We start from the raw sequence: 16469 nt of genomic DNA, 5'->3' as shown, positions 1-16469 counted from the left end.
GGGCACACGTCCCCTAGCCCCGGCGGACAATGGACTCCTGGCGCAAGGAGCACGGCTGGCACGACTCCCCCTCCATCGGTGTTTGGGTCTTGACCCCATGATTCATGGCTCCAGTCCCATGACGACGTCGCCGCATAGCGGTTCTCTCCATCGGCTCGAGCAGGTGCTCGCACGGCTGGTGCCAACTGCGAGTCTGCTTACCGTTCTGGTTGCGTCTCTGGATTTGCTCGGCTGGGCCCTGGGTAGCAGGCTCCTCGTCCAGTTCGTTCCCCTGCCAGGCGCGGGCATCATGATGCCGAACACCGCGATTGGCTTTGTCCTGAGTGGCACCGCGCTCTGGCTTCTCCACGAAGAAGCGGCGGACCGGCGGCGGCGCAGGCCAGGTCAAGCCTTGGCGCTCGTGACCCTGCTGTTAGGAGGCCTGACCCTCTCCGAGTACCTCTTCGGGATAGACCTCGGAATCGATCTCCTCCTCTTCGGCGAGACCGTCAAGCGCATGGCCCCAGTTCTCCCGGGGAGGCCCTCGCCCATGAGCGCATTGAGCTTCTGTCTCACGGGGCTGACGCTCCTGCTGATGCATGTCAGGACCCGCCAGGGGTGGCTCCCCGCCCGGCTCCTCGCCCTGGTCGTCACGCTCCTCTCCACTCAGGTCCTCATCGGCTACGTCTACCTGGAGGAGAATCTGTTCGAGCCCGAGCGGCTCGTCTCCCTCTTGCCGCCCTACTCTCCCATGGCGGTTCATACGGCACTCCTCTTCCTGCTGTTGTCTCTCGGCATCCTGTCTGTCCATCGCCACTGCGGGCTGACAGGCGTGCTCCTCCGAGACGATGTCGGGGGCATCATGGCTCGCCGGCTTCTCCCTGCGGCCATCCTCACCCCCCTGCTGGTGGGCGGAGTCCGGCTCCTCGGTGAACGGCTGGGGCTCTACGGGACGACCTTCGGGGTCTCGGTCTTTGTGCTCATCACGATGATCACCTTCCTGCTCGTGGTCGCACGGAATGCGAACGCCCTGTCTCAAATGGCTGCGAGACAACAGGCCATGGAACAGTCGCTCCGCTTCTCGGAGGCCCGCTTCGCTGGCATCGTCTCAAACGCGGCCGATGCCATCATCTCGGTCGACACGGAGCAGAAAATCACCCTCTTCAACGCGGGGGCGGAACGCCTCTTCGGCTACTCCGCGAGCGAGGCCGTGGGCAGCCCCTTGAAACAGCTCCTCCCCGAGATGGGAAAACAGCAACCCCTCTTCGGCCGGCGCAAGAATGGCGAGGAGTTCCCCGTGGAGGCCACCCTCTCGAGGCTGGAGGTGAACGGGACACGGCTCCTCACTGTCATCTTGCGCGACATCACCGCACGCAGACGCGCGGAGGAAGTGCTCCGCAACAGCGAGGAGCGCTTCCGGACCGCGTTTGAGGATGCTCCGATCGGAATGGCCCTGGTCAGCCTGGAGGGCCAGTTCCTGAATGTGAACGACTCACTGTGTGAGATCGTCGGCTACTCGCAGGAGGAACTCCTCACCAAGACTTTCCAGGACATCACCTACCCCGAGGACCTGGAGTTGGACCTGGAGAACGGGCGCCGGCTGCTCCAAGGAGAGATCAGCTCTTTCCAGATGGAGAAGCGCTACGTCCATAAGGAGGGTCATCTGGTGACCATCCTGCTGACCGGCTCCATGGTGCGCGACTCCCGAGGCGAGCCGCTCTACTTCATCGCGCAGATCCAAGACATCTCCGAGCGCAAGCAGCTCGAGCAGGCGTGGCGGTTCCTGGCCGATGCGGGTCCACGGCTCGCGGCGTCGCTTGAGCCTCAGACCACCCTCGCCACCATCGCGGAGTTGGCCGTTCCCTCCTTGGCTGACTGGTGCATCATCTACCTCTTCGGTGATGACGGGCAGGTGCAGTGGATGGAAAGCGTGGCGACCTCTCCCGAGAAGTCGCAAGTGCTGCGCGAGATGATCACCGCCTATCCCCCTGACCTGTCCCGTCAGGGAGACATCACCGCCCATGTCCTCCGGACGGGGCAGCCGGCGCTCGTCCCGGAGGTCCCTGAAGCGATACTCGAGGCGACGGCAAGGGACGCACATCACAGGGAACTGCTCCACCGGCTCGAGCCCCGCTCAGGCCTCGTCGTGCCCCTCGTGACTCGAGGACGCATCCTGGGGGTGATCATCCTCACGACGTCTGAATCAGGGCGCCGTTACGGAGCCCGGGACCTTGCCTTGGCTGAAGAGCTGGCCCGTCGCGCCGCGCTCGCCATCGACAATGCCTACCTCCATGAGCAGTCCGAACAGGCCACACGCACTCGCGACGAGTTCCTCCGGATTGTCGCCCACGACCTCCGCACTCCGCTGCATGTCATCTCGCTGAGCGCCAAGATGCTGCTGACGTGTCCACCCGAGAAGAGAGCCGCTCACACGAGGCCGCTCGAATCCATACAGAAGGCAGTTGACCGAGCAACCCGGCTCATTCAGGACTTGCTAGACGTTGCCCGGATGGAGGCGGGCCGCCTCTCCGTGGACCGAGGACCGGAGCAGACTGCGCCACTCATCAAGGAGGCCGCCGAGCTGCATCGCTCACTCGCGGAGGAGAAGTCCATCCAGCTCACGGCTATCGCGCCAGCGGACGCTCCACCTGTCTTCGCCGATCGCGACCGGGTGCTTCAGATCCTCTCAAACCTGCTCGGCAATGCGCTCAAGTTCACACCCGCGGGTGGACAAATCATGCTTCGAGCCGAGTCGGACGGGAGCATGATGCGGTTCTCCGTGAGCGACACGGGAGCTGGGATTCCCAAAGAGAACCTACCCCACCTGTTCGAACCCTTCTGGCAGGCCTCCGCAGGGGGAAAGCAAGGAGCCGGCTTAGGTCTCGCGATTGTGAAGGGGCTCGTTGACGCCCACGGCGGACACCTCTGGGTCGAGAGCAGTCCTGGACAGGGAAGCACCTTCTTCTTCACGCTCCCCATCGTGAGTCTGGCCGAGGAACGTCCCGCGCATCTCGCCTGAGCTGCGCGGGCATGCTCCCCCAGCAGACTCGCGAGGAAGCCCCGCCTCATCCGGCAACTGGCAGGCGTCAGGTGCTTCCCCAGCTTGTAGATCAGACCTACGTCCCGCCCCTAGCTCCGCCAGGGAGGAACCCCGCACCTCGCAACTCTTCGCAACCTCACTGGAGGCGAACATGCCCGTCCTAGCTGCGCTCTTCGCGCTTGCCGTCCCTCGACTGGTGGTGCTCGTGCTGTGGTTCTTCACCCACTGGTTCCGCGGCATGTTCGACACGTTGCTCTGGCCCATCCTGGGCTTTCTCTTCCTGCCCACCACGCTGCTCTGGTACTCGGCCGTGCAGCACTGGTTCGATGGACAATGGACGCTCTGGCCCATCGTGGGGCTGGTGTTCTCCTTGATGCTCGACGTGTGGTCGAAGCAAGGACGCGGCCGCCCATCGGAGCCCCCCCGTCGTGAGAGGGCCTCCCGCCGCACCGTCCCGGCGTAGCTGCTGCAGGCCATTGGACCGAGCCTCGTGGGTCGTGGAACTCGGGTCATTTCAAGACGCGTGCGACTCCTCGCGCAGCCAGGTGAGCACCTGTTCCTTCGCAGCGCTCAGCTCGGGGCTCGCGACCACCGGATATGGGGGGCGCAGGGGCTCCAGTTGCGTCACCTCCAAGGGCAGCCGCGCCAGCTCCTCCCGCACGTACGTCCGGATGGCCTCCAGGGACGGAGATGCACCCGCCAGCCGCCGGCCGGCGTGCATCACCCGCCGCAGCAATGGACGGCCGGGCAACTCCTCACCGTGGCGGGCGAGCACGTCCCGCCGAGCCACGCCGTCCTCCTCCTCGCGGAACACCTGCTTGCGCCCGGGTAGCAGCACCTTGCCCGGCGACAGCTTGAGCCGCCCGTGGCCCGCGTACTCCACCAGCTTGTAGGCGATGTCCAACGAGGGCACGTCCGCGGACACCCCCATCGCCGTGCCCACACCGAAGGCGTCGATGGGCGAGTGGTGCGCGAGCAGCCGTGCCACCTCGTCCTCGTCCAGCCCACCGCTCGCGAAGATTTGAACGCGCTCGAGTCCTGCCGCGTCCAGCAGGGTGCGAGCAGAGTGCGACAATGACACCAAATCTCCCGAGTCCAGCCGCACCGCACGCACCTGGAAGTCCGGGCCGAGCTCCCGCGCCAGCTCCACCACCTTCCACACGCCCTCCAGCGTGTCGTACGTGTCCACCAGCAGCGTGGTGTCCGGGAAGCGGCGGGCGTAGGCGCGAAAGGCGGCGAGCTCGTCGTCGTGGGCCTGGATGTAGCTGTGCGCCAGGGTGCCCGCCACGGGAATGCCGTAGCGCTGGCCAGCCAGCAGGTTGGACGTCGCGCTCACTCCGGCAACATAGGCAGCGCGCGCCACCTTGAGGCCCGCGTCCTCCCCGTGCATGCGCCGCACTCCGAAGTCCACCACCGGCCGCCCCCGAGCCGCCTCCACCACTCGCGCCGCCTTGGAGGCTGCCAGCGTCTGCAGGTGTAGCTGGTTGAGGAGGTACGTCTCCACGAGCTGCGCTTCGGGCAGAGGAGCAATGACCTCCAGCAGGGGCTCCTCGGCGAAGACAGGCGTCCCCTCGGGCACCGCGTGCACGTCCCCGGTGAAGTGGAAGTGCTCCAGCCAGTCCAACAGCTGCTGGGAGAAGCGCCCCAGGGACTCCAGCCAGGCGAGCTCCTCCGGGGAGAAGCGAAGTGTCTCCAGATAGGTGAGGGCCTCCTCCAATCCGCAGGCGAGCAGGTAATTCCGCCGCGCGGGCAACCGACGAACGAAGAGGCTGAAAGCCGCCTCGTCGTGGAGCCCCTCCGCGAGGTAGGCATCCACCATGGTGAGCTCGTAGAGATCGATGAGGAGCGCCGATGCCATGTTTCTGTCCTGGCCCCGAGGAGATCCAGGGGGCTCTCTCGAGAAGGTAGCGATGTAGGCCGGAGAGCGTGGAACCACCAGTGCTCGGCTGACAGGCCGCCCTTCCCCATCTGAGGACCACCACTTTCAAGGTCGGGCGGATGATGCTACCCGGCAAGGAAAGCTAGCGAGGGAGCGGGCGAGAAACCGAGGGAGCAGCACCGGGCTACCGCCGAGGTCATTTTTCAGGGACTACTCCGGAGGAAAGGACCATGGCCCTGGAAGCTGTACCTCCAAGACCTCCTCAGTCCCTGGCCCCTTAAGTTCTTCATCGCCTGAATCCTGAGCCGTACGGCGAGGGGCTCGGTCCCCTGAGTAGGAGCCATGGAGCCAGACACCCGAAGGGCCATGGTTCTCTCGGTGACACTCCCGCTGAGCGGCGCCAGCTGGATACAGAGGAAGCGGGCGTGCTTCGAGGAGTTGGAGGCGGGACGGCGTCGGGGTGCTGGCAGAGGCATGGCGCGAGGATCCGCCGGACATGCAGGTGGAGCACCTGGGGGACAAGGCGGCGCTGGTGTTCGCGGACTTCGCCTCCTCCATCCTGGAGCCGCCAAAGGAGAGCGCGCAGCCCAAGCTGAAGGCCCCCCCGCTGTGCGGGGATGAAAGGCCACTCTCGCCTTCGGCGCCATCGTCCCGGGCGCAGGACGACGTTAGGCGGGCTCTGGTAGCGACCGACTCAGAAGGGGTTTTGCGGCCTCCGTGCCGAAACTAGGGCAGGAAAGGCAAAGGGCCTGGAACCGTCGGGGATTTCCCCAAGGACTCCAGGCCCTTACCCGTGCGCGCGATGCAGGATTCGAACCTGCGGCCTTTGGCTCCGGAGGCCAACGCTCTATCCAGCTGAGCTAATCGCGCAGGCAGCGACAGCGGGTGGGTAAGTAACCGACTTCCTCCGCCGACGCAAGCACGCTTTCTTCGAACAGCATCTGGAGCGCCCATCCTCCCGTCGAGGGAGAGCGCACTGTTAGCTACCCACCTGAGTGCGCACCAAGAGAGTGCCATGCACGAGCCGGGGATCGAACCCTAGGCAGGGCGGTAGATAACCTCAAGCAGGACGCGCCCTTACCCGCTACCGCCTTGATTTTCCTCGGGATCGTCATCCCGTCTCGTGCCGTGCCGTACCCCCTGGTTCCCTCTGAATCCGCGCTGGAGGGGTAGAGTCGACGGGAGGCGCGGTGCCGCTCGGGCTCGTCGGCGCCTGCTGCGAAGGTCCGCTCTCGCTCGCCTCCTCGCCGAGTCTCACCCACGGTCCGTTTCCTCCACGCCGCTCATCGAACCGGACGTGCAGATTTCCTGCATCCGGCTCTCGGACAGGTTTCACGCGACGCGTGTCAGCGCAGGAGTGCACGTACCTCCAGCACTCCGAGGCTCCGGTGCACCTCGTTGTACTTGAAGCGTGACGTTGCTCGCGCCACCTTGTGCCTCCTGCTCAGGAAGTTCCTCACCCGTTCGGTCACGTGCCAGTCCAGCACGTTGAACGCGTGCACCGGCGAGTCGTAGACGAAGTACGTCGCCCACCCTCGCAGGAACCGGTTGAGCTCGCCCGCTATCTCCTCCCAGCGCTCCGTCCTGCCACGTCGGAGGATTCGGCTCACTTCCTCTCGGGCGTGCTCCATCGCCTTCTTCGAAGGTCGGGCTCCCAGGTACTTCTGGCCGGTCTTCTTGTAGACCAGTGGCCCCAGCTCGTACCCGAGAAAGCGGAAGTGCTCCTTCCGCGCATCGCGAATGCTCGTCTTCGTCTCGTTGAGCGTCAGCTTCATCCCATCGAGCCAGCGCTTCACCTGCACCAACACCTCCGCGGCGCCCCTGCGGGCTACCACCACGAAGTCATCGGCGTAGTTGACGATTTTCGCTCCGCTCCTCTTCATCAGCTCGCTCTTGGCGAACACCTTCAGCAGCCGGTTGATGTAGATGTTCGCCAGCAGCGGTGAGATGACACCACCCTGCGGTGTCCCCTGCTTCGAGCGCTTGCCTCCGCTGTACCTCGGGCGTCCTTGCTCGTCCCTCTCTTCCACAGGCACCTTCAGCCACATCTTCACCAGATGCAGCACCGCCTTGTCCGCAACCCTCCTCGCGACGCTCTTCATCAGCTCCGCGTGGGGAATCGTGTCGAAGTACTTCGAGAGATCCGCATCCACCACTTGGGTCCGCCCCCGCTTCAGCTCCTGATGGACCTCTTGGACCGCATCGACCGCACTGCGTCCGGGTCAGTACCCGTATGCAGCCTCGCTCAAGTCGGCCTCGAAGATGGGCTCCAGGATGAGCTTCGCCGCCGTCTGGACCACTCTATCTTTGAGCGTGGGTATGCCCAGTGGCCGCTCGCCTCCTCCTGGCTTGGGTATCAGCACCCTCCGTACGGGCTGGGGCCGATACGTCTTCCCTTGCAGCTCTCGCTGCACCTCCTCGAGCCAGCGCTCCTCGCCGTACGCCTCGAGCTGCTCGAAGGTCTGTCCGTCCACTCCTGCGGCGCCCTTCTTCTGCTTCGACTGCCTGAGCGCCTCCGTCAGGACATCCCACCGATGGAGCTTGTCGTACAACGCATAGAACTGCCCAGCGTCAATTACTTTTTCCCCTTGGCGACAATTACACTTCCCCATCGGGTTGATGCCCTGACTGCGTTCACTTCGTCGTCGCCGTAGTCGTCGTCACGTCCATCGAAGCCTCTGGGTCGGTCACCTCCTGTGCTGTGGGCAGGGCTGTGGATGAGGGGGGCCCGGGGGGAGACTCAAAACCTGTGGACAGGCTGTTACTCGTCCCCGGGCGCCTTGCGCGGGGCCTTGTCGGCCGTCTCCCGGCTCCTGGCCTTCTCGCTGCGGTAGCTCTCCCCGGTGAGCTCCAGAATCAGCGCGTGGTGCACCACCCGGTCAATCGCCGCCGCCGTCGTCATCGCGTCCTTGAAGATTCGGTCCCACTGCGAAAACACCAGGTTGCTCGTAATCAGGACGCTCCTGCGCTCGTAGCGCTGGGCCAGGAAGGTAAACAGCACCTCCATCTCCTCCCTGTCCTGCTGGATGTAGCCGATGTCGTCGATGATGACCGCGTCGTACCCGTCCAGCCGCCGCAGCTCCTTCTCCAGCAAGAGGCTCTTCTTGGCCGAGAGCAGTCGCTGCACCAGCAGCACCGCCGGGATGAAGAGCACCTCGTAACCGCGCTGCACCAGCTCGTGGCCTATGGCGCTCACCACGTGCGTCTTGCCGCGGCCCGGCAGCCCGAAGGCCAGCACGTTCTCCGCGCGCTCGACGAAGCCGCCCTCGCACAGGGCCGGTAGCTGGCGGCGCACCTTGGCCGGCAGCTTCTCCTGCTCGAGCGTGGCGAGCGTCTTGTCCGTGGACAGCCCCGAGGCCTTGAGCAGTCGCTCTATCCGCCGGCCCCGGCGCTCGCTCAGCTCCAGCTCCACCAGTTGGCGCAGGTAGTGCGGGCACGTCCATCCCTCCTGCCCGGCGCGCCTGGCCAGCTCCTCGTGGTGGGCTGCAAACGCAGGCAGCTTCAGCGCTCGCAGCAGCATGGCCAGCGTCTGCTGCTGCTCGTCGGCGGCGCTCGCCGCTGCTCGCAGGGACGTGGAGGTGGTGCTCATGAGGCCACCTCCCGCTGCGCCACCAGCAGCGCGTCATAGCTGCTCAGGTCCACCTCGGGCTGTGCCAGCTCGGGCACCTCGGGCCTGGCTGGCGCCACCAGCGCCTTCACCTGCTCGGCACCGCGCAGTCCGCCCTCGGCCAGCAGTCGCGTCAGCACCTGCTCCACCTGGGACTCCAGCGTGGAGGCCGAAAGGTGAAGAATCCGCAGGTACTCCACATCCGCGGCTCTCCCCTCGTGCACCCGCTGCAGCTCGTCATACGCCTGGCGGAATACCAGCGAGGGGAAGAGGTCCTCCCGGTAGCGGTACTGCGCGAAGGCCCCTGGCTTCTGCACCAGCGACCAGATGATGTGCCGGTAGTTGATGCGGTGTCCGTTGCGGCCCACCAGCCTGTCCACCACCAGCTGCGGCTTTCCCGCGTGCAGCACCTCCAGCCTGTCGTCGTACACGCGCACCCGCACGCGCTGGCCCACCAGCCGCGAGGGTACCGAGTACGTGTTGTGCTGCACCCGGATGGTGCTCCATGCCGTGACGACTACCTCCAGCTCGCTGTACTCCACCAGCCGCTGCACCGACAGCGGCCTCATCGCCGCGAGCTCCTCCTCCACCTTCGCGCCGCGCAGCCGGTTGGCCTTCTCCAGCACGCTCTGCACCCAGCTCTCGTACGCCGCGGCGCTCTCGAAATCCCGGCTGCCGCGCATCAGCAGGTGCTGCAATAGCCGGCGTTTGAGCGCGCCGTTGAGCGCCTCCACGTCCCCGTTCTGCTCCTTCTTCCCCACTTCAATGGTGCGCGGCTCCATGCCCAGGTGCTTCATGAGCGCGAGGTACTCGGCGTTGAAGCCCCGCTTGCCGTTGCGCAGGTCGTGCGTGGCGCTGGTGGAGTTGTCCGTCTGGTGGTAGCGCGGCACCTTCCCCAGCCGGAAGACGGCCGCCTGCACTCCTCGCTTGATGGCCGCCATGGACTCCGAGTGGCACACCGTCGCCCATTCCCAGTTGGAGTAGGGCAGCACCGGGTGGCACAGCAGGTGCGCGAAGGGCTCGCCTCCCACCGTCACCTCCAACTCCTTGGCCCAGGTGAAGTCCGTCTGCATCGCTTCCCCGGGCCGATGCTCCTGGGCGAAGAACACCTGCTTCTCCGGTCCCTGCTGCGCTCTCCACTGGCGCACTCGCCGCTGCAACGTGCGCAGCTGCCCCGGCTTGTAGCGGCCCGGCTCGCGAGCACACAGCTCCTCGAAGAGCGTCTTGGCCTCCAGCTCCGGCGCCTCCTTCAGCCGCTCGGCCAGGCTGTCCCACTGCTCCTCGAACGGGTCCTCCCGTGTCCTCCAGGTGCGCTCCTGCTTGAGCTCCGAGGGGAACTTCCCCTCCTTCACGTACTTGCGTGCCGTCTTGCGGTCCATCCCCGCCCGGGCCGACGCCAGCCCGAGGCGACCGTGCTTCGCCATCTCTTCCATCAGCTTCCTCACCTGGGCATCCGTCGTCCTCACCCGTCCATCCGAACCTCCGGAGTCACCGGGTTTCTACCGACGGCTGCCGTCACTCTGGATGGGGAGGTGTAATTGTCGTTGATGGGGAGGTGTAGTTGTCGCTGAGCACATAGAACCGGAACGTCGGCTCCGCCTTGGCCTTCGCGTACAGCTTCGCTCGGAGCTCTTCGAGCTTTGTAGGGGTTGTTAGGCTCACGCCAATCTCCCGCTGCGTCCACTCCTCACGAAGCACCCTGAACCAGGGCCCCTTCCCTCCACGGTCGTTACCCGCTTCATCGGTAGTACGGGCCCTTCCGACTCCTGGCCGTCGCCACGCCCTCACGGCGTGTTCGGGTCGCTACCCCGCTCGGACCAGGTCTCCCGTGTTGCGCACTTCACCGTGCTCACATGCCGCGCCCCACCACCCCGGTGGTCCACCCGGCGATGTTGATGTCGACCTTCTCGCCGGGTGCCTGGCCTTCCCTGTATGTGCGTCAGGTCGGCTCCCACGATTGCCCTTTCGGGGCCTGCTCGGGCTTCACTCACGTTGCGGCCTGCAAGCTCGCTCGACCTCCTTTCGAGGCCTTCTGTCTCTGGGCTTCGAGTCCGAGGGTCGCCCCTCGTCCCCGCCAGATAGCTACCGAGGGGGTCGACTTCCTCCTCGGGCGGGACTTCCACCCGCTGGTCAAGTGCACCTTCACGGCGCACGCACACTGGGGGCACATGGCGCCGGACGGGAGAGAATCCCCAGTGAGTTCAACCACTTAGGAATGCACGAGCCGGGGATCGAACCCGGACGGCCCCTTCGGGCCAGCGGATTTTAAGTCCGCTGCGTCTGCCAGTTTCGCCACTCGTGCGCCAGTTCCAAGGATAGCCGCACAGTACGGGTGATCGGGAAGGGGGTGAAGGGATACCTCGGTCCGAATCGTCCACGATTTTTGGCTCGGCGACCGGAATGCCCAAGAGGCCCTACCCCAACGAGGCGATCGACCAGCCCTTCGGGAGGCAGCGCCCCCCTGCCGGTGATGCAGACGAGCTCAGTGTGGATGGCCCGGCGCGCTCCCCCACCTAGCCACTTGGGGCTGCGTGGACCCTCGCGCTGCGGAATCACGGCGAGCCCCAAGGAGCGACTGGGCAGCGCGGGTGTCCGCAGCCTGGATGCTTACCCAGGGCAGCACTCCTCGAAGTCCCCAGCCGATCCCACGGTAGTTGGGCGCACATGGCCCCGTAGACGATGGCCCGAACGCTGTAGAGGAGAGCTGTAGAGGAGAAGCGTCAAGAGCCCTGGGGCGTTCAAGTCCAGTACCTTTACCGGGTCTACCCCAGGTGCCGAGGCCTGGACACCAGACTCGCCCGCTGAACGACTGGAACGCACATGGGCATCCCCTCCCGGCCTCCGCTGTTATATAGCGACCGCCATGCTTGAAACCGTCGCAAAGGGCTTTCGCGCCGCCAAGAACCGCCTCGCGGGCAAGAGTGAAATCACCCCGGAAATGGTGGATGAGTCGCTCCGCGATATCCGCGTCTCCCTGCTCGAGGCCGACGTTGCCTTCGATGTGGTGAAGAAGTTCGTCGCGCGAGTGCGCGAGAAGGCCGTTGGGGAGGTGGTGCAGACAACCATCACCGACAAGGCCGGCCGCAAGCACCGCGTCTCGGCGGGCGACCACTTCGTCAAGATCTGCCACGACGAGCTCGAGGCCCTCATGGGGCCGGTCGACACAAGCCTCCAGCTGAAGCCCAAGGACCAGGTCAGCGGCATCATGATGGTGGGTCTGCAGGGCTCGGGTAAGACGACGACCACCGGCAAGCTCGCCAGCAAGCTGCTCAAGGAGGGCCGCAAGCCACTGCTCGTAGCGGCGGACATCTACCGTCCGGCAGCCGTGGATCAGCTGAAGGTGCTGGGCGAGCGACTGAAGGTGCCGGTGTACTTCGAGCCCAACGTGTCGCCGCCGGAGCTAGCGAAGCGCGGGTACGCCGCTGCGCGCGAGCAGAAGTGCGATGTAGTGCTCATCGACACCGCAGGCCGTCTGGCCATCGATGAGGCACTGATGACCGAGCTGGAGGCCATCAAGGGCAACGTCCGGCCGGACAACATCCTGTTGGTGTGCGATGCGATGATCGGCCAGGACGCAGTGCGCACGGCGGCCGAGTTCGATCGGCGCCTGAGCCTGGATGGCTTCATCCTCACGAAGCTGGACGGTGACGCGCGAGGTGGCGCGGCGCTCTCCATCAAGGAGGTCACGGGCAAGCCCATCAAGTTCCTGGGTATGGGCGAGTCGATGGACAAGCTCGAGGAGTTCCGCCCGGACGGGTTGGCCAGCCGGATTCTGGGCTTCGGCGACATCGTCGGGCTGATGAAGGACTTCGAGGGCGTCGTCGACGAGAAGAAGGCGGCGGAAGACGCGCAGAAGCTCCTGTCGGGCAACTTCTCGATGAAGGACTTCGTCGATCAGATCCGCATGGTCCGGCGGATGGGGCCGCTGAAGGACCTGTTGGAGAAGTTCCCGCTCTTCGGGGAGATGACCGAGCAGCTCAACCCGGACGAGAAGGAGCTGACGAAGATCGAGGCGATGTACGACTCGATGACGGAGCAGGAGCGCCTGCGTCCGCACCTGATCAATGACAGCCGGGTGAAGCGCATCGCGAAGGGCAGCGGACGCAAGACGGAGGAAGTGCGCGAGCTGCTGCAGAAGTTCGGGATGATGCAGCAGGTGATGGGGACAATCGGCCAGAACCCGGGCCTGCTGGGGCGTATCCCTGGATTCAAGCAGATGGGCCAGCTGGCGCAGCTGAAGAACATGGACCTGTCGAGTGTCTTCGGGAAGGACCCGAAGATGATGGAGAAGGCCATGGCCGGGATGGGGATGGGCGGCATGCCGATGCAACTGCCGCAGATTGCCCCGGGCTACACGCCGCCGATGGGCCAGGCGGCCATGGCGAAGGCGCGCATGATGGGCTACGCCCCGCCCTCCGCTGCGGGTGGCAAGTCCGAGAACAAGGACGCAATCAAGGAGCGCCGCAAGCGCGAGAAGGAAAACAAGAAGAAGAACCGCAAGAAGAAGTAGCCGCCGCTCCGAAGAGGAGTGCCACACCAGCGCCGCTCAGGGAGCCCAGGAAGGGCCTCCTAGTGGAGTGTCCGCGAAGTTTTTGGACATAGTCACAAGAGGCGGCGATCCACCCACTCGTGCATCTTGGAGCGAGTCCACGACCAGGTGAACGGGTGGGCGTAGAGGCGGTTGTATTCGGGCCAGCTGGCGTCGAGGTGCTCGATGAGCTCGTCACGGTTGGCCCAGCTTCCCCGCTGCAGGTAGTGCGCTGCGAAGGCGCGCAGCAGCAATTCGGCTTGGTTGAGCCAGGAGGCGTGAGCGGGCGTGAAGAGCACCCGGACATGAGGGTAGTTGCTGTACAGGAAGTCGAGAGTCTCCCGGGCGACGTGGCTGGAACCTCCATCCCAGATGAGGTGGATGCGGTGCGCGTCGCTGTGGTCCCCAAGCAGTTGGGGGAGCACTGCTCGCAGGCAAGCGCCGTCGTTGCGCTCCAGGCACCAGCCCCGCATCTGGCCGGTATGCACCACCAACTTCACCAGGAAGTTCACCGTGCCGTGCCGTGTGTACTCGAACTCTTGTTTCTCGATGAGCCCAGGCCTCGTCGAGCGCGAGGGATGGTTACGCTCCAGCACCTGGATGTTGGGCTTCTCGTCCAGGCACAAAACCACCTCACCTCGTGCGGCCAGCCTCTGGGCCTGCTCGTAACACCAGAGAATCTGCGCGGCCTGGTGGCGGAAGGCGTCATCAGGAGTCGGTGTCTTCCAGTACCGGGAGCGATGCGGTTGCAGGGCGGCATCCCGAAGGATGACAGCTACCGTGGAGTGTGAAATGGCGGGGGCGATACCCTTCAGGCGAGCAGCACGCGCCAGACTACGCGTGGACCAGTGGGTCATGTGCAGCCCTACTCCAGCCGGCTCACTGCACGCCAGGCGCTCTACCTCGACTCGCTGGAGGGGGGGAAAGCTCCCGCGGTCGCCCGGGGCGGTAGGAGTCCTTCACTACATCCACGCCGAGAGCTTCGAAGCGACGACACAGTGCCCAGATGGTCCTGCGGTCCTGGCCGAGTCGGTCGGCCAACTCCGAGACGATGGTGGCTGGGTCAGCCATCTCCAGCAGGATGCGCGCCCGCCGGGCGATGCGTTGCTCGGTACGTCCGTCTCGCACCAGTTGCTCGAGGTACGTCACCTCTTCGGGCGAGAGGTGGATGAGTCGTGGGGGGCGTCTCCTCATCCACCGGAGTTATTCAGCCCCCCGCGACTATGTCCAAAAACTTCGCGGACACTCCACTAGAGCGGCGCTGGTGTTTCAAGGGGGCAAGTCCCACTCTGTGGATGATGCGTCCAGAGTGCGAGACGAGACCACCACACGATCTCCCGACGTGGGCTGGACTGGGGCATTCTCCGCGAGTCGTTTCGGGGGCTTACGCGAGGAGGCGCCCGAGACTCAGCCCCAGGGTCCTGGAATGGCCCCTGCACTGCGGAGTGGCATGCCAATCATCAACCGCTACATCCCCCTCATCTTCATCGGGTTGATTTCTGCCTGCATCAACGTGCCAGGAATCGACCCCAACACCCCAGATTCGGGAACACAGGACTCCGGTTCTGTGGACACGCCCGACTCTGGAACACAACCCAGTGACTTGTCTGTCTCGATTATGGCGCCTACTGGCACATTCTACACGAGCAGTTCCGTTACCTTCTCCGTTGATGTGCGAGGAGGAACACCAGACTTGGTGCAACTCTTCAGGGGAGCAGAGGAGCTCGCAACGATTCCTCTACCCTATACGTATACCTGGAACACGGAGACCGAAGCGGAGGGAATTTACACAATCACGGCACGGGCCACGAAGTCTGGCCGAACCTTCCCCAGCGAGCCCGTGACCGTCATTGTCGACCGAACCAAGCTGCAGGTGTCGTCGCGGTCGCCAGCGCCCGGCATGACCAACGTGCCATACAGCACCCCCATCCAAGTAGTCTTTTCGAAACCCGTGAAGGCAACGACGGTCAGCGATACCACCGTGAGTTTCGCTGTCTCTGGGGTTCTGGCGGAAAAGACCCTTTCGCTTTCAAGCGACGGCAAGACGCTAACGCTCACTCCCAAGGTGAGACCGCCCCTCCCGGCCACATTCTCGGTTGGATTGAGCAGCGGTATCACCGACTCGGCCGGCAACGCGCTTGTCGTTCCGAGCACGTCTTGGAACTTCGAACTTCCAAGCTGGTACGCCTTCGGTGGGCCGTTGAATGCAGTGAGCGGCAATACTCAACTGAAAGACACCGCCATGGTCCTCGATAGCCAAGACAACCCAGTGATTGCATGGAGCGAGGAGCGCACAACTGGAGGGAGGTCGTCCATCTTCGTTTACCGCTGGGATGGAAGAGCCTTTACGCCAATCGGTGACGCACTAAACGGAACCTCGGTTGGCTCTGCATACAAACCAGCCCTCGCGCTCGATGGCAGAGGGAATCCCATCATTGCATGGCAGGAGTCAGATGGATTCAATGACAACATCTACGTGAAGCGGTGGACCGGGATTGCCTGGCAATCTGTAGGTTCTGGATTGCTATCCGCTGAAAACGATACTCGACCTAGTCCGACACCAACACCGGCACGAAACCCTTCGCTCGCAGTGCGCGGAAATGAAATTTACATCGCGTGGGATGAAATGACCGTAGAGGAATTCTCGACCATACATGTTCGAAAGTCAGTCGACGGCGGCTCATTTAGCGCCGTAGACCGCAGTGGTGGTTCGGTCAGCGCAGTGCCCCAACTATCCAGCGCATCCAATCCCTCACTCGCACTGGACAGCAATGGCCAACCAGTTGTGGCATTTCAAGAACAGACTTTGGAGCAAAATCGTCCGACGAACATCTATGTCATGCGCCTAAAACAAGACGGGTATTGGACCTATTCTGTTCCGCCCTTCTACGGCAACGATGCAAGTGGCTACGTATCTGGCGGCCTCAGTGCCGCCACCGGCAATACGTTGGCTCAAGACTGTTCGTTGTCCATTGACACTCAGGACAACCTGTATCTGTCGTGGTCAGAAGAGTCACACATTGATGGGCCTAGAGACATACAAGTATTCCGTTCTACGGGTCCTCAGTCCTGGGAGCGGCTCGGAAGCGCTCTGAGCACATATGATGGCTTCACATCTAGTGGACAAGCAAAAATCCATGTAACTCCTTCCGGCAAGATTTCCATTGTCTGGAAAGAGTTTGATGGATATGCAGAAGCAGGGTACGGGCACCTATTTGCCAGCGAATGGGCCAATAATTCTTGGAACACTCTGACCACTCGAGATGGCCTCAACCAGGATCAGAAGAACAGCCTGCTTCCTGTGATTGCAATCGACTCAGTCGGAAGAACAGTAGTCGCCTGGTACGAAAGTCGCGACGCCGTCGACAACGCGGCTGGGGATTATGTGTACGTTCGTCGGTACAACAACTAAACTCCTCAACCCCCTTCAATATCC

Annotated in this window: 11 protein-coding genes, 2 tRNA genes and 1 pseudogene; 4 read left to right on the top strand and 10 right to left on the bottom strand. The window is 64.0% G+C overall.

Annotated features, from left to right (window positions below):
- Positions 1 to 289 precede the first annotated feature (289 nt).
- Positions 290 to 2998: a PAS domain S-box protein gene (locus tag F0U60_RS20640; RefSeq protein ID WP_395822489.1), complete on the top strand. Its 2709-nt coding sequence runs from the start codon at positions 290 to 292 to the stop codon at positions 2996 to 2998.
- A 172-nt stretch (positions 2999 to 3170) separates the two neighbouring features.
- The gene (locus tag F0U60_RS20635; RefSeq protein WP_395822487.1) at positions 3171 to 3482 is read left to right on the top strand and encodes a hypothetical protein; all 312 of its coding nucleotides are present in this window, start codon (positions 3171 to 3173) and stop codon (positions 3480 to 3482) included.
- Positions 3483 to 3533: 51 nt separating this feature from the next.
- Here the strand turns inward: F0U60_RS20635 and F0U60_RS20630 are convergent, their stop codons facing one another.
- The 8 genes and pseudogenes from F0U60_RS20630 to F0U60_RS20595 form a co-directional block, all read right to left on the bottom strand.
- On the bottom strand, positions 3534 to 4877 hold the full coding sequence (locus F0U60_RS20630; RefSeq protein WP_395822485.1) for a nicotinate phosphoribosyltransferase: 1344 nt from the start codon (positions 4875 to 4877) through the stop codon (positions 3534 to 3536).
- Positions 4878 to 5694: 817 nt separating this feature from the next.
- Positions 5695 to 5768: transfer RNA gene (locus F0U60_RS20625), tRNA-Arg, on the bottom strand.
- 476 nt (positions 5769 to 6244) lie between these two features.
- Entirely contained in the window at positions 6245 to 6529 is a 285-nt protein-coding gene (locus F0U60_RS20620; protein ID WP_395825335.1) for a group II intron maturase-specific domain-containing protein, read from the bottom strand.
- Between the two features lie 75 nt (positions 6530 to 6604).
- Positions 6605 to 7108: pseudogene (locus tag F0U60_RS20615) on the bottom strand (reverse transcriptase domain-containing protein); the annotation flags it as partial.
- Positions 7109 to 7120: 12 nt separating this feature from the next.
- Positions 7121 to 7450: a hypothetical protein gene (locus F0U60_RS20610; RefSeq protein WP_395822483.1), complete on the bottom strand. Its 330-nt coding sequence runs from the start codon at positions 7448 to 7450 to the stop codon at positions 7121 to 7123.
- Between the two features lie 209 nt (positions 7451 to 7659).
- Positions 7660 to 8487, bottom strand: a complete 828-nt coding sequence (istB, locus tag F0U60_RS20605) for an IS21-like element helper ATPase IstB (RefSeq protein WP_395817573.1) — start codon at positions 8485 to 8487, stop codon at positions 7660 to 7662.
- On the bottom strand, positions 8484 to 9971 hold the full coding sequence (istA, locus tag F0U60_RS20600) for an IS21 family transposase (RefSeq protein WP_395804709.1): 1488 nt from the start codon (positions 9969 to 9971) through the stop codon (positions 8484 to 8486). Before istA ends, istB begins: the two co-directional genes overlap by 4 nt.
- Before the next feature lie 750 nt (positions 9972 to 10721).
- A tRNA-Leu gene (locus F0U60_RS20595) sits at positions 10722 to 10807 on the bottom strand.
- Between the two features lie 561 nt (positions 10808 to 11368).
- Between F0U60_RS20595 and ffh the strand changes: the two genes are divergently transcribed.
- Positions 11369 to 13015 carry a signal recognition particle protein gene (gene ffh, locus F0U60_RS20590; RefSeq protein WP_395822481.1) on the top strand — a complete coding sequence of 549 codons (1647 nt, stop codon included), beginning with the start codon at positions 11369 to 11371 and terminating at the stop codon, positions 13013 to 13015.
- 92 nt (positions 13016 to 13107) lie between these two features.
- Here the strand turns inward: ffh and F0U60_RS20585 are convergent, their stop codons facing one another.
- Together F0U60_RS20585 and F0U60_RS20580 are read right to left on the bottom strand one after the other, a co-directional pair.
- The gene (locus tag F0U60_RS20585) at positions 13108 to 13890 is read right to left on the bottom strand and encodes an IS630 family transposase (RefSeq protein ID WP_395805450.1); all 783 of its coding nucleotides are present in this window, start codon (positions 13888 to 13890) and stop codon (positions 13108 to 13110) included.
- 22 nt (positions 13891 to 13912) lie between these two features.
- On the bottom strand, positions 13913 to 14227 hold the full coding sequence (locus tag F0U60_RS20580) for a helix-turn-helix domain-containing protein (RefSeq protein WP_395805451.1): 315 nt from the start codon (positions 14225 to 14227) through the stop codon (positions 13913 to 13915).
- Positions 14228 to 14483: 256 nt separating this feature from the next.
- On the opposite strand from F0U60_RS20580, the gene F0U60_RS20575 reads away from it, so the two are divergent.
- Positions 14484 to 16445, top strand: a complete 1962-nt coding sequence (locus tag F0U60_RS20575; protein WP_395822479.1) for an Ig-like domain-containing protein — start codon at positions 14484 to 14486, stop codon at positions 16443 to 16445.
- Positions 16446 to 16469: the final 24 nt, after the last annotated feature.

The sequence above is a fragment of the Archangium minus genome, from assembly GCF_044360475.1.
In the GTDB taxonomy this organism is placed as follows: Bacteria; Myxococcota; Myxococcia; order Myxococcales; family Myxococcaceae; genus Archangium; species Archangium minus.
Note: the sequence above shows the minus strand (reverse complement) of the source record. Positions and strands in the feature narration are given on the sequence as shown.

What these genes read in the sequence shown, in the direction of transcription:
- F0U60_RS20640 (WP_395822489.1), top strand. Translation starts at nt 290, where the DNA reads ATGATGCCGAACACCGCGATTGGCTTTGTCCTGAGTGGCACCGCGCTC.
- F0U60_RS20635 (WP_395822487.1), top strand. Translation starts at nt 3,171, where the DNA reads ATGCCCGTCCTAGCTGCGCTCTTCGCGCTTGCCGTCCCTCGACTGGTG.
- F0U60_RS20630 (WP_395822485.1), bottom strand. Translation starts at nt 4,877, where the DNA reads ATGGCATCGGCGCTCCTCATCGATCTCTACGAGCTCACCATGGTGGAT.
- F0U60_RS20620 (WP_395825335.1), bottom strand. Translation starts at nt 6,529, where the DNA reads ATGGAGCACGCCCGAGAGGAAGTGAGCCGAATCCTCCGACGTGGCAGG.
- istB (WP_395817573.1), bottom strand. Translation starts at nt 8,487, where the DNA reads ATGAGCACCACCTCCACGTCCCTGCGAGCAGCGGCGAGCGCCGCCGAC.
- ffh (WP_395822481.1), top strand. Translation starts at nt 11,369, where the DNA reads ATGCTTGAAACCGTCGCAAAGGGCTTTCGCGCCGCCAAGAACCGCCTC.
- F0U60_RS20585 (WP_395805450.1), bottom strand. Translation starts at nt 13,890, where the DNA reads ATGACCCACTGGTCCACGCGTAGTCTGGCGCGTGCTGCTCGCCTGAAG.
- F0U60_RS20580 (WP_395805451.1), bottom strand. Translation starts at nt 14,227, where the DNA reads ATGAGGAGACGCCCCCCACGACTCATCCACCTCTCGCCCGAAGAGGTG.
- F0U60_RS20575 (WP_395822479.1), top strand. Translation starts at nt 14,484, where the DNA reads ATGCCAATCATCAACCGCTACATCCCCCTCATCTTCATCGGGTTGATT.